A 15,297-nucleotide genomic window follows, 5' to 3' on the forward strand; every position below is an offset into this window, starting at 1 on the left:
ACCGGCTATTTACCTTGGGCTTACAACTTTTAACGTCTGGGTCTAGTCCGTCGGCTATTTGCCTAAACGTCTGAAGCACAAATGAAAACGGCCTGGACTAGGCCAGGCCGCAATCATGTATCACGCGTGTTACTGCAAAACGACAGCATCCACGCAAACAGTTACTTCAGAACAGCCAGAACGGCTTCGTAGTTTGGTTCTTCAGCGATTTCAGAAACCAGTTGGGTGTGCAGGACGTTGTTGTTTTCGTCCAGAACCACCACGGCGCGGGCGGTCAGGCCGCGCAGCGGGCCATCAGCGATTGCCACGCCAAAGTCCTGAGCGAAAGCAGGATCGCGGAAATCCGACAGGTTCTTCACGTTTTCCAGGCCTTCGGAGCCGCAGAAGCGTGCTTGGGCGAATGGCAGGTCGGTGGAGATGCACAGTACAACGGAGTTGTTCAGTTCGTTGGCCTGGGCGTTGAACTTGCGAACCGACGCCGCGCAAGTCGGGGTATCAACGCTTGGGAAGATGTTCAGCACTTTGCGCTTGCCGGCGAAGGTCGCCAGGGTGGCGTCCGACAGGTCGTTGGCAGTCAGGATGAAGTCTGGAGCCTGGGTGCCGACTTGCGGCAATTCGCCTTCAACCTTGACCGCGTTGCCTTTAAGGGTGACTTGAGCCATGAACAGAATCCTTATGCTGGGTTTAGTTAAACGAATTCGAGAGGCGGAAGTTAACCACAAAGTGCCGTGCCTACCTACCGCCAGACACAAATTGTCATGCCCACAGGTTGTGGTTTAATTGCGCGCTTTTCGCCTGCCCTTAAAGGAAACCGTCGTCGATGAATCCGCCTGCCACCAAAGTTCTGGTCATTGGTTATGTCTGGCCGGAGCCCCGTTCTTCGGCCGCTGGTGGGCATATGATGCAGATTCTTGAGACCTTTCTTACGCAAGGTTGGGACATTACCTTCAGCAGCCCTGCTGCACTCGGCGAGCACAAAGCCGACCTGCTCGCCCTGGGCATTGCCGAATGCGCCATCGAGCTCAATAACAGCAGTTTCGACGACTTTATCCGCGAGCTCGCTCCGGATATCGTGCTGTTCGACCGTTTCATGATGGAAGAGCAGTTCGGCTGGCGCGTGGAGAAGTGTTGCCCCGACGCATTGCGCGTGCTGGAAACCTGCGACCTGCAAAGCCTGCGCGACGCTCGCCAGCAACGGCTCAAGAACCACCTTAAGACCCATCCCGACAGCGACGACTTCAGCGCTCTGTTTGCGCCCGCCCTGGAAGATGAGTTCCAACTGATGGCCGACACCGACGTGGCCAAGCGCGAGATCGCGGCGATTTACCGCTGTGACATCAACCTGATGATCTCCGACGTGGAAATGCGCCTCCTGACCGAGCAGTTCAAGGTGCCGGCCGCCCTGCTCCACTGGTGCCCGCTGATGCTGGAGCCCGTGACCGAAAAGTTCGTCCCGTTTGACGACCGCGCGCATTTCCTCAGCATCGGCAACTTCCGTCACGCGCCCAATTGGGACGCTGTGCTGTGGATGAAGAACAGCCTGTGGCCGCTGATTCGACAACAATTACCCGGCGCGCAGCTGCATATCTATGGTGCTTACACCCCACCCAAGGCCACCGCCCTGCATAACCCGGCCCAGGGCTTTCATGTGATGAACTGGGCTGAAGATGCGCTACAGGTAATGAGCGCTGCACGCATCTGCCTGGCCCCCCTGCGCTTCGGCGCGGGCATCAAGGGCAAACTGGCGGACGCGATGTTGTGCGGTACGCCGAGCATCAGCACGCCGATCGGCGCCGAGGCCATGGGCGATGAGCAACCATGGCCCGGCATGATCGAAACCAGCGCGCCTGCCTTGGCCGCCGCTGCCGTGGCTTTGTATCAGGACCGCGAGCGCTGGACCCAGGCCCAGGAAGACGGTCGCCAATTGATTGCCCGCCGCTATGACCAGAACGTCCACGGGCCTGCGCTGGTGGAGTGCCTGGAGCACTGCCGTCGCCACCTCGCCGCCCATCGCCGCGACAACTTTACCGGCAGCATGCTTCGCCATCACGCCCACAAAAGTACCCAGTACATGTCCCAGTGGATCGAGGCAAAAAACCGCGTGCTGTAAACACCGACGCTGGCAGGGTCGCGCGCAAGGGGGCATTATTCGGGTCGCAACCAACAATAAAAGCGACGGCAGCATGACCCGAGCAGCGCGAATCACCGACCCTTCCTACGAGCTGATGGACGATCACAACGGTCTGTCCATCATCTATCGCCAGCATGGTTTCCCCTGTCCGCTGGTGCGCTGGCATTTCCACAAGGAATACGAACTGCACCTGATCGTCGCCAGCTCGGGCAAGGTGTTTATCGGCGACTACATCGGTAATTTCTACCCTGAAAGCCTCTTCCTCACCGGCCCCAACCTGCCCCATAACTGGATCAGCCAGGTGGAAGAAGACGAGGTGGTGCCCAAGCGCGACATGCTGGTGAACTTCACCGATGAATTACTGGAAAACGGCAGCCATATCTTCACCGAGCTGAAAACCCTCACCCCACTGCTGGAACGTGCCCAGTACGGCATCGAGTTTCGTTGCAGAAAGACCATTGCCCAAGCCATGACCCTGATGCAACGCATCGAGGACGCCCAGGGTATGGCGCGCCTGGGGCACTTCTTTATCTTGCTGGAAGTGTTGAGTACCTGTGAGGACTACCAACTGCTGTCCGGCGTGACCACGCCGCAACTGGCCGATGAACACAGCATCGACCGTACCAACCGGGCGGTGGATTACATCTTCGCCCACTACGCGCGGGAGTTGCCGCTGGAGGAAGTGGCGGAACACTTGGGCATGAAGCCCACGTATTTTTCCCGGGTGTTCAAGCAGGCCACCGGGCGCACATTTATCGAATTCGTCAACAGACTGCGCATCAGCAAGTCATGCGAGTTACTGGCAGATGGCGACAAGGCCGTCACCGATGTGTGCTTTGAGTCGGGTTTCAACAATATCTCCAACTTCAACCGACGTTTTCAGCAGCTTAAAGGCATGACCCCTTCCCACTACCGGCGCCTGGCGGTGCAACGGCTGACCGAGCAGAACCTGGCTTGAAGGTTTAAAAGGCTGTGTGACCGAGTGCAAAAAAGTATCAGTCCAAGTGCTCCCAAGGATTTGTCACAACCCCATTTGAAGGCTGTAATCAACGCACACTCTTCCTGACTCCTCGTAGGAAGACACAACAACAATAACTGTCCTTCTGTAGCCCCTGGGCGCGGAAATGGAGTGCGCGATGAAGTTCACAGCAAAAGCACTGCTTGTCTCCACCTGCATGACAACCTGCATGACCCTCAGCGCCGTCAGCTTTGGCGCGCAGACCCTGACCATTGCCACCGTCAACAACAGCGACATGATCCGCATGCAAAAGCTCTCGAAGACCTTCGAGGCCGAGCATCCAGAGATCAAGCTGAATTGGGTGGTGCTCGAAGAAAACGTGCTGCGCCAACGCCTGACCACCGACATCGCCACCCAAGGCGGACAGTTCGACGTGCTGACCATTGGCATGTACGAAGCCGCACTCTGGGGCGCCAAAGGCTGGCTGGAACCGATGAAGGATCTTCCGGCTTCCTACGACCTCGACGACGTTTTCCCTTCTGTGCGTGACGGTTTGTCCGTCAAAGGCTCGCTGTACGCCCTGCCGTTCTACGCTGAAAGCTCGATCACGTATTACCGCACCGACCTGTTCAAGGACGCCGGGCTGACCATGCCCGAGCATCCGACCTGGACCCAGATCGGCGAATTCGCGGCCAAACTCACCGACAAAACCAAAGAGCAATACGGCCTGTGCCTGCGCGGCAAAGCCGGTTGGGGTGAAAACATGGCGCTGATCACCACCCTGGCCAACGGCTATGGCGCGCGGTGGTTCGATGAAAAGTGGCAGCCTGAGTTCAACGGCCCCGAATGGAAAGACGCGCTTAACTTCTACGTCGACAACATGAAGAAATCCGGCCCGCCGGGTGCGTCCAGCAACGGTTTCAACGAAAACCTGGCGCTGTTCAACAGCGGCAAGTGTGCAATTTGGGTCGACGCCAGCGTGGCTGGCTCGTTTGTCACCGACAAGTCCCAGAGCAAGGTGGCCGACAGCGTAGGCTTCACCTTCGCGCCCCACGAGAAGACCGACAAAGGCACTTCGTGGCTGTACTCATGGTCCCTGGCGATCCCGACCAGCTCCAAGGCCAAGGACGCCGCCAAGGTGTTCACCAGTTGGGCAACCTCCAAGGAATATGGCGCGTTGGTCGCTAAGACCGACGGCGTGGCCAACGTACCGCCTGGCACCCGCAAGTCGACCTACAGCGACGAGTACATGAAGGCTGCACCGTTTGCCAAGGTGACCCTGGAATCGCTGAAAGTCGCCGACCCGACCAAACCGACGCTCAAGCCGGTGCCGTATATCGGTATCCAGTTGGTGACCATTCCTGAGTTCCAGGCGATTGGTACCCAGGTCGGCAAGTTCTTCTCCGGTGCGCTGACCGGTCAGCAAACGGTCGATGCTGCACTGACCGCCGCGCAGACCACCACCGAGCGTGAAATGAAGCGGGCGGGTTACCCCAAATAACCCGGGTCTCACCACAGTCAAATGTGGGAGGGGGCTTGCTCCCGATAGCCATCTACCAGTTGATGATTCAGTGACTGATACACCGCTATCGGGGGCAAGCCTTCTCCCATCCTGACCGCATTCCGATCCTTGCTTCGCAATGGCCTTGATTATCATGAATACAGCACCCAAAAACCGCCTGGCCAACCCCGGCTGGTTCCTCGTCACGCCCTCGGTCGCCATGCTGTTGCTTTGGATGATCGTGCCCCTGGGCATGACCCTGTACTTTTCCCTGATCCGCTACAACCTGCTCTACCCCGGCGAAAACCAATTCGTGGGGCTGGAGAACTTCACCTACTTCATCACCGACTCGGGCTTCTTGCCCGGTGCCTCCAACACCCTGTTGCTGGTAGGTAGCGTATTGCTGATCAGCGTGGTGTTCGGCGTGTTGATCAGCGCGCTGCTGGAAGCCAGTGAATTCTTCGGTCGCGGCCTGGTGCGGGTGTTGCTGATTTCTCCGTTCTTCATCATGCCCACCGTCGGTGCGCTGATCTGGAAGAACCTGATTTTTCACCCGGTGTCGGGAATCCTCGCTGCCGTGTGGAAGTTCTTTGGCGCAGAACCTGTTGACTGGCTGGCGCACTACCCGCTGCTGTCGATCATCATCATTGTGTCGTGGCAATGGCTGCCCTTCGCGATCCTGCTGCTGATGACCGCCATGCAGTCCCTCGACCAGGAACAAAAGGAAGCGGCACGTCTGGACGGTGCCGGCGCCATTGCGATTTTCTGGCACCTGACCCTGCCCCACCTGGCCCGCCCGATTGCCGTGGTGGTGATGATCGAAACGATCTTCCTGCTCTCGGTATTCGCCGAAATCTTCACCACCACCAACGGTGGCCCCGGCTACGCGTCGACCAACCTCGCCTACCTGATCTACAACCAGGCTCTGGTGCAATTCGACGTGGGCATGGCCTCGGCCGGCGGCTTGATTGCCGTGGTCATCGCCAATATCGCGGCGATCATCCTGGTGCGGATGATCGGCAAAAACCTGACTGACAAGCCTTGAGGGCCGCGCCATGACGCTTCAACAATCCCGCCGCCTGCAAAGCCTGTTGCTCGGCACGTTGGCCTGGGCCATCGCAATCCTGATTTTCTTCCCGATCTTCTGGATGGTGCTGACCAGCTTCAAGACCGAAATCGACGCGTTCGCCACGCCGCCGCAGTTCATCTTCACGCCGACGCTGGAGAACTACCTGCACATCAACGAGCGCAGCAACTACTTCAGCTATGCCTGGAACTCGGTGCTGATTTCCTTCAGCGCTACCGCCCTGTGCCTGCTGATCTCGGTGCCGGCGGCCTACTCCATGGCGTTCTACGAAACCAAGCGCACCAAGGGCACGCTGCTGTGGATGCTGTCCACCAAGATGCTGCCGCCGGTGGGCGTGCTGATGCCGATCTACCTGCTGGCCAAGAGCTTTGGCCTGCTGGATACGCGCATTGCGCTGATCATCATCTACACCCTGATCAACCTGCCGATCGTGGTCTGGATGGTTTACACCTACTTCAAAGACATCCCCAAAGACATCCTCGAAGCCGCACGCCTGGACGGCGCCACCCTCTGGCAGGAAATGGTCCGGGTACTGCTGCCGATCGCCAAGGGCGGCCTCGCTTCCACGGTGTTGCTGTCGCTGATCCTGTGTTGGAACGAGGCGTTCTGGTCGCTGAACCTGACCTCATCGAACGCGGCGCCGTTGACCGCGCTGATCGCCTCCTACTCCAGCCCCGAAGGTTTGTTCTGGGCCAAATTGTCGGCCGTCTCGACCCTCGCCTGTGCGCCGATCCTGATCTTTGGCTGGATCAGCCAGAAACAGCTGGTGCGCGGTTTGTCCTTCGGCGCAGTTAAATAATAATTTCTAGCGGAGGGCCCATCATGGCCAACCTCAAAATCAAGAATTTGCAAAAAGGCTTCGAAGGTTTCTCGATCATCAAAGGCATCGACCTGGAAGTGAACGACAAGGAGTTCGTGGTCTTCGTCGGCCCGTCGGGCTGCGGTAAGTCCACCCTGCTGCGCCTGATCGCCGGCCTGGAAGAAGTTACCGAAGGCACCATCGAACTCGATGGCCGCGACATCACCGAAGTGACCCCGGCCAAGCGCGACCTGGCGATGGTGTTCCAGACTTACGCGCTGTATCCGCATATGAGCGTGCGCAAAAACATGTCGTTTGCCCTGGACCTGGCCGGCGTCGACAAGAAGCTGGTGGAGAGCAAGGTCAACGAAGCGGCGCGCATCCTCGAACTGGGCCCGCTGCTGGAGCGCAAGCCCAAGCAACTCTCCGGTGGCCAGCGTCAGCGCGTAGCGATTGGCCGCGCCATTGTGCGCAACCCGAAGATCTTCCTGTTCGACGAACCGCTGTCCAACCTCGACGCCGCCCTGCGTGTGCAAATGCGCCTGGAGCTGGCGCGCCTGCATAAAGAACTGCAGGCGACCATGATCTACGTGACCCACGACCAGGTCGAAGCCATGACCCTGGCCGACAAGGTGGTAGTGCTCAACAGCGGCCGTATCGAGCAGGTAGGTTCGCCACTGGAGCTGTATCACCAACCCGCGAACCTGTTTGTGGCGGGCTTTCTTGGCACGCCGAAAATGGGCTTCCTCAAGGGCAAGGTCACGCGTGTCGAGTCCCAGACCTGCGAAGTGCAACTGGACGCCGGCACCTTGATCAACCTGCCGCTCAGTGGTCCGACCTTGAGCGTCGGCAGCGCGGTCACCCTGGGCATTCGTCCGGAGCACTTGGAAATCGCGTCGCCTGGCCAAACCACCCTGACCGTCACCGCCGACGTCGGCGAACGCCTGGGCAGTGACACCTTCTGCCACGTCAACACCGCCAACGGCGAGCCGTTGACCATGCGCATCCGCGGCGACATGGCCAGCCAGTACGGTGAAACCCTGCACCTGCACCTGGACCCGGCGCACTGCCATCTGTTCGACACTGATGGCGTGGCCGTGGCCCGTCCACTGCGCGCTGCCGCCTGATTTCGCGAGTATTACGTTATGAAATTGAACACACAGAACCTCACGCAACTGGCTGAGCAGGTGAAAATCCCGGCCTACGCCATTGCCGACACCCGTCAGGGCATCGCCCATATCGGCGTCGGCGGCTTCCACCGCGCGCACCAGGCGTATTACACCGATGCGCTGATGAACACCGGTGAAGGCCTGGACTGGAGCATCTGCGGCGTCGGACTGCGGGCCGAGGACCGCAAAGCCCGCGACGACCTGGCCGGCCAGGACTACCTGTTCACCCTGTATGAACTGGGCGACACCGACGACACCGAAGTGCGCGTAATCGGTGCCATCAGCGACATGCTGCTGGCCGAAGACAGCGCCCAAGCCCTGATCGACAAGCTCGCCAGCCCTGAAATCCGCATCGTCTCGCTGACCATCACCGAGGGCGGTTACTGCATCGACGACAGCAACGGCGAGTTCATGGCCCACCTGCCGCAGATCCAGCACGACCTGGCGCACCCCACGGCGCCGAAAACCGTGTTCGGTTTTATCTGCGCGGCGCTGACCCAACGCCGCGCCGCCGGCATTCCCGCGTTCACCGTGATGTCCTGCGATAACCTGCCCCACAACGGCGCCGTCACGCGCAAGGCATTGCTGGCGTTTGCCGCCCTGCACAATGCCGAGTTGCATGACTGGATCGAAGCCAATGTGAGCTTCCCGAATGCCATGGTCGACCGCATCACTCCCATGACCAGCACCGCCCACCGCCTGCAATTGCACGATGAACACGGCATTGACGATGCCTGGCCAGTGGTGTGCGAACCCTTCGTGCAGTGGGTGCTGGAAGACAAATTCGTCAACGGCCGCCCGGCGTGGGAAAAGGTCGGCGTGCAGTTCACCGACGATGTGACGCCCTATGAAGAGATGAAGATCGGTTTGCTCAACGGCAGCCACCTGGCCCTGACCTACCTGGGGTTTCTCAAGGGTTATCGGTTTGTGCACGAGACCATGAACGACCCGCTGTTCGTAGCCTACATGCGTGCCTACATGGACCTCGACGTCACGCCAAACCTCGCGCCGGTACCGGGCATCGACCTGACCGACTACAAGCAGACGCTGGTGGATCGCTTCTCCAACCAGGCGATTGCCGACCAGTTGGAGCGCGTGTGTTCGGACGGCTCGTCGAAGTTTCCCAAGTTCACCGTGCCGACCATCAATCATCTGATTGCCGATGGGCGTGAAACAGAGCGCGCGGCGCTGGTCGTCGCAGCCTGGGCCTTGTATTTGAAGGGTGTGGATGAGAATGGGGTGAGCTACAAAATCCCCGATCCGCGGGCGGAATTCTGCCAGGGGTTGGTGACTGACGATGCGCTGATCAGCAAACGCCTACTGGGTGTAGAAGAGATTTTTGGCACGGCTATTCCCAACTCGCCGGCGTTTGTGGCAGCGTTCGAGCGGTGCTATGAGAGTCTGCGTGATAACGGCGTCACCGCTACCCTGAAGCACCTCCTGAAGAAACCGGTTTAAATGTGAGAAGGGGCTTGCCCCCGATGAGGGTGTGTCAGTCAAATATCCTTCACTGACCCACTGCCATCGGGGGCAAGCCCCCTCCCACTGGACCGGGTTGCCAATCCAAAAAAAATAACACTGCTGAGCACACCATCATGACCCAGCAAAACCTGTTCCTCGGCATCGACTGCGGCACCCAAGGCACCAAAGCCATCGTCCTCGACGCCTCCAGCGGCAAGGTGCTGGGCCTGGGCGCCGCCGCGCACACGTTGATCAGCGGCGCCAATGGCCGTCGCGAACAGCACACCCAGGAATGGCTGGACGCCTTTACCGAAGCCACCCACCGCGCCCTGCAACAGGCTGGCGTGGACGGCCAGGACATCCTTGGTATCGGCGTTTCCGGCCAGCAGCACGGGCTGGTACTGCTGGATGACCAAGGCCAGGTCTTGCGCCCGGCCAAGCTGTGGTGCGACACCGAAACCGCGCCGGAGAACGACCGCCTGCTGCAACATCTGGGCGGCGAAAGCGGTTCACTCGAACGGCTGGGCGTGGCCATCGCACCGGGCTACACCGTGTCCAAGCTGCTCTGGACGCGCGAACAACACCCGGACATCTTCAAGCAAATCGCCCATATCCTGCTGCCCCACGACTACCTCAATTACTGGCTCACCGGCCGTGCCGTCGCAGAATACGGTGATGCGTCCGGCACCGGCTATTTCAACGTGCGCAGCCGTGACTGGGATGTGGCACTGCTCAAGCACATCGACCCCAGCGGTCGCCTGGAACAAGCCTTACCGCAACTGATCGAAGCCGATCAAACCGTGGGCAGCATCCTGCCTGCCATCGCCGAGCGCCTGGGCATCAACCCCAACGCCATCGTCGCCAGCGGCGGCGGCGATAACATGATGGGCGCCATCGGCACCGGTAATATCGCGCCCGGCGTGATCACCATGAGCCTGGGCTCATCGGGTACCGTCTATGCGTTTTCGGACCAACCCAACGTCAGCCCCCCAAGCGTCGGTCGCCACATTCTGCTCATCCAGCGGCGGCTGGTTGCCATTGATCTGCACGATGAACCTGACCAACGCCACAGGCGTGATACGCGAGCTCTTCGAACTGGACCTGAACGCCTTCAACGACCTGGTGGAGCAAGCGCCGATTGGCGCCGACGGCGTCAGCATGCTGCCGTTCCTCAACGGCGAACGCGTACCCGCCCTGCCCCACGCCACTGGCAGCCTGCACGGCCTGACCATGACCAACCTGACACGCGCCAACCTGTGCCGCGCCGTGGTTGAAGGCACCACCTTCGGCCTGCGCTACGGGCTGGACCTGCTGCGCCAGACCGGCCTGCAAAGCCAGAGTATCCGCCTGATCGGCGGCGGCTCGAAAAGCCCCGTGTGGCGGCAGATGGTCGCCGATATCATGAACACCGAAGTGATCTGCACCGAACAAAGCGAAGCCGCCGCCCTCGGCGCGGCGATCCAGGCTGCGTGGAGCCAATCCGGCGAATCCCTGGCCAGCCTCTGCGAAAAATGCGTGAGCGTCGACCCGGCCAGCCGTACCCTGCCGGTGGCGGCCCATGTCAGCGCCTATCAACTGGCTTACGAACGCTATCAACAGCACGTGGCAACCCTTTAAGAGCGAACGACTATGTATCTGGTGTGTGGTGAAGCGCTGTTCGATTTTTTCAGCGAGGAAGATGCCAGCGGGCAGGCCTCCAAGGTCAACTACAAGGCGATTGCGGGTGGCTCACCGTTCAACGTCGCGGTGGGGTTACGCCGCCTGGGCATCGAGGCCGGGTTGTTCGGCGGCCTGTCCACCGATTTCCTCGGCCGACGCTTATTGCAGGTGCTGAAAGATGAAGGCGTCAGCGAACAGTTCCTGGTGGAATTCGCCGCGCCGACCACCCTGTCCATGGTCGCCGTGGGTGCCAATGGTTCACCGCAGTACAACTTCCGGGGTGAGGGCTGTGCGGACCGGCTGCTGCAAGCCGAGCATTTGCCGGTACTCGGTGATGACGTGCGTGGGCTGCATATCGGCTCGTTCTCCCTGGTGGTGCAACCGATTGGCGACACCCTGCTGGCCCTGGTACAGCGCGAAAGCGGCAAGCGCCTGATCAGCCTCGACCCCAACGTGCGCCTCAACCCGCAACCCGACATCCAGCTGTGGCGTGACCGCGTCGCCGAGCTGGTCAAACATGCCGACCTGATCAAGGTCAGCGATGAAGACCTGCACCTTCTGTACCCTGACCAGTCGCCGGAAAGCGTGCTGCAAGGCTGGTTGCAACACCGTTGCCAGTTGGTATTCCTCACCCGTGGCGGCGACGGCGCCAGTGTCTTCAGCCGCCAACATGGCACCTGGTCGCAACCTGCGGTCAAGGTGGTGATGGCCGACACCGTGGGCGCCGGCGATACCTTCCAGGCTGCGTTGATTGCCTGGCTGACCGAGCAGCAGTTGGATTCGGTCGACGGCCTGCAACAACTCACCCGCGCGCAGATTGACGCCATGCTGGGCTTCGCGATTCGCGCGGCGGCAATGACCTGCACCAAAACCGGCCCGGACCTGCCGTATCGTAAACAGTTGGGCTGAACACCCGGTTTCATGAAGGTTTTGTCAGCCAGGCCTCGATTAATCGATGGTTAATCCCGCAAGCCGACAGTGAAGTCGAACCCACTTGCGGAGCACCTTCATGAAACTACGTACTTTACTGTGTGGCGGCGCGCTGGCACTGGCAGCCGTCTCGGGCCTGGCCCAGGCCGACAACCAGAAACCCGTGCCTTACCAATACGGCATGCCGTTGAACATCAAGCATGTGATCGCCATGAACGAAGCGCCGACCAATGACTGCAAAGTCATCGACGCCGATATCAAGTTCGTGGACAAGGCTGGGAAAGTCGAAGATGTGGGCTATCGGAAGCTGTCCGACGCGTGCAGCTTCCAGAATTGAGCGTTGCACTGTCACACAGCAAGCCCGCGTAGATAGGCGTATTCTTGCGGGCTTGTCCCAAGGCCGAAAGGAATCGCCATGCCGTTCAGTTTTCGTACCCTCGCCACCACAACCGCCCTGCTGTGCTTTGCCCTCGCACTGGTCTGGGGGTTACGCCCCGATCTGCTGCTCGGGATGTGGGGAGTGAATTCTTCAGACGCCACAGGCCTGGTCGCCCGCCGCAGCGCCGCGCTGTTCCTGGCCATCGGCATCATGTTTTACCGGGCCCGCCATGCGCCGCCTTCGGACACGCGTCGCGCCATGACCAGTGGCTTTGCCATCGGTTGCCTGGTGCTGGCTGTGCTGGGCTTGAGTGAGTGGTTCAATGGCAACGCCGGGCCGGGGATCTTCCTGGCCGTGGCGACCGAAACCGTATTGGGCCTGGCGTTTATCCAAGCCCACAGGTCTTCGGTGGTTCACCCTCAGGCGTCTGCCTAGTAATAGGCTCGACCTCCCGCTCTTTGCAGGGCGGGTGCATGGGTATTTTTCAGATCTTCACGCAACCCGGCGATCAGGTTGCAAATCGCTCGACTGCTGTCGAGTTTGTCCGTCTTGATGCCTTTGACCTCCAAATCCACCCGGTCACGGTCGCGATCGTCATAGATCTTGATCGTCAGCGAAGCATCTTCGGCTTTGGTGCATTCGCACCGTTTGGGCAGGAAACTTCCTTCAATAATGCTGCGAAGCTCTAATTCCGAAAGCATGGCCAACCTCTCCTTTTTTGAGACTGCCAACAGAGTCTTATGGGTGTGGCAGACGCCTGCCTGCCGCGTCTTGCCGACCTTGGAAGACGTTTCAACTACCAGCCTACTCGGCAAAATACGCTTGCGTTGTAACCATTCCTCATAAGGAACGCGCAAGTTTATATAACTTAAACAGGTCCACGCCCGTAGTGTTTATAACATCGTCGAACAGCCACGATTAAACGTTTAACCCTGCGCTTCGTGTGCGTATGCCGTCACTCTTTCAGCAACATGTCGCAAACTATCAAAGTTAATATTCGCCCCGGAATTCACCGCCACCAGAGTCTGGCCATGCACGCCTCGTTGCGCCACGTACTTGCGAATGCCCGCCACCGCCAACGCGCCAGAGGGTTCGGTGATGGAACGGGTGTCGTCGTAGATCAGCTTGATGGCGCTGCACAGTTCGTCATTGCTCACGGTGATGACTTCGTCCACCCACTCCCGGCAGATTTCAAAACCGTAGGCGCCGATCTGCGCTACGGCGGTACCGTCGGCAAACCCGTCGACGCTCGGCAATACCACCCGCTCAGCGGCGCGCAGGGCGGCCAGCAGGCAACTGGAGCCTTCGGGCTCGACACCGACGATGCGCACCTCAGGCCGCAGGTATTTGACGTAGGCCGCGATACCTGCGATCAGACCGCCGCCACCCACCGGCACGAAGATGGCGTCCAACGGGCCCTGTTGCTGGCGCAGGATTTCCATGGCCACGGTGCCCTGGCCGGCGATCACGTCCGGATCATCGAAGGGCGAAACGAACGTGCATCCGGATGTCTCGGCCAGTTGCAGCGCATGGGCCAGGGCAAACGGGAAGCTCTCCCCGTGCAACACCGCTTCGGCGCCTCGGGAGCGCACGCCCAACACCTTCAACTCGGGCGTGCTGCACGGCATGACGATCCGCGCCTTGATCCCCAACTCCTTCGCCGCCAGTGCCACGCCTTGCGCATGGTTCCCCGCCGATGCGGTCACCACACCGCGCGCCTTTTGCTCGGCGGTGAGCTGCACCAGCTTGTTGTAGGCGCCGCGAATCTTGAAGGAAAAGGTCGGTTGCAGGTCTTCGCGCTTGAGCAGCACTTGGTTACCCAGCAGCGCCGACAATGCCGGCGCGGCTTGCAGGGGCGTACGCAACGCCAGGTCATAGACCGGCGCGGCGAGGATCTTTTTTACATAGTGTTCAAGCAATGCCGTATCAGCGGTGTGGGGGACGGGGCACGTGCTCATGGGTGTCTCCTGGTTTTCAAGGGCCCTGGAGACGGAAAAACAAAACCCGCCTCTAAGGCGGGTTTGGGTGCAGCCGTGTGCTATCCCGCCAAATGAGGAATGGCGGTAATAATGCTTGGCTGGCTGCGGAAGGTTTGAAATGTCATGTCACGAAATTAACCGGGCGTCACCGGGCAAGTCAATGGCCAAGCGCCATTTAGCGTTTGGGGGTTTACGATAGATATACGAAACATATACGCTTTGTATATCAACTTTTAAACAGTGAACCCCATGGGCATCGTCAAAATCACCGACCAACTGCATGAACAACTCCGCCTGGCCAGCGCGGCCATGGACCGCTCCATCAACGCCCAGGCCGAGTTCTGGATCAAGATCGGCCTGCTCGCCGAACTCAACCCCAACCTGCCGTACAACGAGCTGATCAACAAACTGTTGCTGGACAAGCCCGACCTGATCCGGGGGCGCAGCTGATGATCAAGACTGCCGCTCAACTGGCTGTGATGCGCGAATCCGGGCGCCTGCTGGCTCAAGTGTTTGACATGCTCGACGGGTTTGTCGCCGCCGGCCGCTCCACCCTGGAGCTGGACGCCGCAGTCGAAGCCTTCATTCGTAACGACCTTAAAGCCCGCCCCGCCAGCCTCGGGCAATACGACTACCCCTTCTCCATCAACACCTCAATCAACGAAGTGGTGTGCCATGGCATGCCCAGCGCCAAGGAGATCCTCAAGGACGGCGACATCATCAACATCGACATCACCCTGGAAAAAGGTGGCTTTATCGCCGACTCCAGCAAGATGTACATGATTGGCAACGTCGCCCCCAAGGCGCGGCGCCTGGTGGAAATGACCTTTGAGGCGATGTGGGCCGGGATCCGCCAGGTCAAACCCGGCGCACGCCTGGGTGATATCGGCCATGCAATCCAGAGCCACGCCCAGGCCAACGGCTACAGCGTGGTGCGTGAATACTGCGGCCACGGCATCGGCAAGCAGATGCATGAAGAACCGCAAATCCTGCACTTCGGCCGACCCGGCACCGGGCTGGAACTGCGCGAAGGCATGGTGTTTACCATCGAACCGATGCTCAACCAGGGCAGTTCCAAGGTGCGCAGCCTGAAAGATGGCTGGACGGTGGTGACCAAGGACAACAGCCTGTCGGCGCAGTGGGAGCACACGGTGGCGGTGACGGCGGATGGCTTTGAAGTGCTGACCTTGCAAACACAGCCAGTCGAATAACCTGTGGCGAGCGGGCTTGTCGAAGAAGTATTC

Annotated in this window: 15 protein-coding genes and 1 pseudogene; 13 read left to right on the forward strand and 3 right to left on the reverse strand. The window is 59.8% G+C overall.

Features of this window, described 5'->3' with window-relative positions; translation table 11 throughout:
* Nucleotides 1-161 precede the first annotated feature (161 nt).
* Nucleotides 162-662: a thiol peroxidase gene (gene tpx / locus AB4N82_RS27395; protein WP_122764274.1), complete on the reverse strand. Its 501-nt coding sequence runs from the start codon at nucleotides 660-662 to the stop codon at nucleotides 162-164.
* 158 nt (nucleotides 663-820) lie between these two features.
* Here tpx and AB4N82_RS27400 point away from each other — a divergent pair, with 158 nt between their 5' ends.
* From AB4N82_RS27400 to AB4N82_RS27450, 11 genes and pseudogenes are all read left to right on the forward strand, one after another.
* Nucleotides 821-2,110 carry a glycosyltransferase gene (locus tag AB4N82_RS27400; protein WP_122764275.1) on the forward strand — a complete coding sequence of 430 codons (1,290 nt, stop codon included), beginning with the start codon at nucleotides 821-823 and terminating at the stop codon, nucleotides 2,108-2,110.
* A gap of 73 nt (nucleotides 2,111-2,183) precedes the next feature.
* Nucleotides 2,184-3,089, forward strand: a complete 906-nt coding sequence (locus AB4N82_RS27405) for an AraC family transcriptional regulator (protein WP_099602877.1) — start codon at nucleotides 2,184-2,186, stop codon at nucleotides 3,087-3,089.
* Nucleotides 3,090-3,306: 217 nt separating this feature from the next.
* Nucleotides 3,307-4,590, forward strand: coding sequence for an ABC transporter substrate-binding protein (locus AB4N82_RS27410; protein WP_371260725.1), 1,284 nt, complete (start codon nucleotides 3,307-3,309; stop codon nucleotides 4,588-4,590).
* Between the two features lie 154 nt (nucleotides 4,591-4,744).
* Nucleotides 4,745-5,635, forward strand: coding sequence for a carbohydrate ABC transporter permease (locus tag AB4N82_RS27415; protein WP_050442832.1), 891 nt, complete (start codon nucleotides 4,745-4,747; stop codon nucleotides 5,633-5,635).
* 10 nt (nucleotides 5,636-5,645) lie between these two features.
* Complete coding sequence (locus AB4N82_RS27420) at nucleotides 5,646-6,476, forward strand: carbohydrate ABC transporter permease (protein WP_032886872.1); 831 nt, start codon at nucleotides 5,646-5,648, stop codon at nucleotides 6,474-6,476.
* 23 nt (nucleotides 6,477-6,499) lie between these two features.
* Nucleotides 6,500-7,603 (forward strand): ABC transporter ATP-binding protein, encoded by a 1,104-nt coding sequence (locus tag AB4N82_RS27425; RefSeq protein WP_095185869.1) that lies wholly within the window; start codon nucleotides 6,500-6,502, stop codon nucleotides 7,601-7,603.
* 18 nt (nucleotides 7,604-7,621) lie between these two features.
* Nucleotides 7,622-9,103, forward strand: coding sequence for a mannitol dehydrogenase family protein (locus AB4N82_RS27430; protein ID WP_122764276.1), 1,482 nt, complete (start codon nucleotides 7,622-7,624; stop codon nucleotides 9,101-9,103).
* A 137-nt stretch (nucleotides 9,104-9,240) separates the two neighbouring features.
* A pseudogene (gene xylB / locus AB4N82_RS27435) lies at nucleotides 9,241-10,723 on the forward strand (xylulokinase).
* A gap of 12 nt (nucleotides 10,724-10,735) precedes the next feature.
* Nucleotides 10,736-11,674, forward strand: coding sequence for a carbohydrate kinase family protein (locus tag AB4N82_RS27440; RefSeq protein WP_095185871.1), 939 nt, complete (start codon nucleotides 10,736-10,738; stop codon nucleotides 11,672-11,674).
* Nucleotides 11,675-11,774: 100 nt separating this feature from the next.
* Nucleotides 11,775-12,032: a DUF2790 domain-containing protein gene (locus AB4N82_RS27445; RefSeq protein WP_095185872.1), complete on the forward strand. Its 258-nt coding sequence runs from the start codon at nucleotides 11,775-11,777 to the stop codon at nucleotides 12,030-12,032.
* A gap of 78 nt (nucleotides 12,033-12,110) precedes the next feature.
* Nucleotides 12,111-12,509 (forward strand): hypothetical protein, encoded by a 399-nt coding sequence (locus AB4N82_RS27450; RefSeq protein WP_095185873.1) that lies wholly within the window; start codon nucleotides 12,111-12,113, stop codon nucleotides 12,507-12,509.
* On the opposite strand, the gene AB4N82_RS27455 is transcribed toward AB4N82_RS27450, so the two are convergent.
* Both AB4N82_RS27455 and ilvA read right to left on the reverse strand, forming a co-directional pair.
* Entirely contained in the window at nucleotides 12,506-12,775 is a 270-nt protein-coding gene (locus AB4N82_RS27455) for a DUF1652 domain-containing protein (RefSeq protein WP_032886880.1), read from the reverse strand. The two genes, AB4N82_RS27450 and AB4N82_RS27455, sit on opposite strands and share 4 nt — an antisense overlap.
* A 225-nt stretch (nucleotides 12,776-13,000) precedes the next feature.
* Nucleotides 13,001-14,032: a threonine ammonia-lyase, biosynthetic gene (gene ilvA, locus AB4N82_RS27460; RefSeq protein ID WP_122764278.1), complete on the reverse strand. Its 1,032-nt coding sequence runs from the start codon at nucleotides 14,030-14,032 to the stop codon at nucleotides 13,001-13,003.
* A 270-nt stretch (nucleotides 14,033-14,302) separates the two neighbouring features.
* Here ilvA and AB4N82_RS27465 point away from each other — a divergent pair, with 270 nt between their 5' ends.
* Complete coding sequence (locus tag AB4N82_RS27465; protein WP_025855286.1) at nucleotides 14,303-14,503, forward strand: ParD-like family protein; 201 nt, start codon at nucleotides 14,303-14,305, stop codon at nucleotides 14,501-14,503.
* Nucleotides 14,503-15,264 (forward strand): type I methionyl aminopeptidase, encoded by a 762-nt coding sequence (gene map, locus AB4N82_RS27470; protein WP_122764279.1) that lies wholly within the window; start codon nucleotides 14,503-14,505, stop codon nucleotides 15,262-15,264. The genes AB4N82_RS27465 and map overlap by 1 nt, the downstream gene beginning before the upstream one ends.
* The last annotated feature ends 33 nt before the right edge of the window (nucleotides 15,265-15,297 follow it).

This window comes from Pseudomonas sp. H1_D04 (assembly GCF_054683855.1).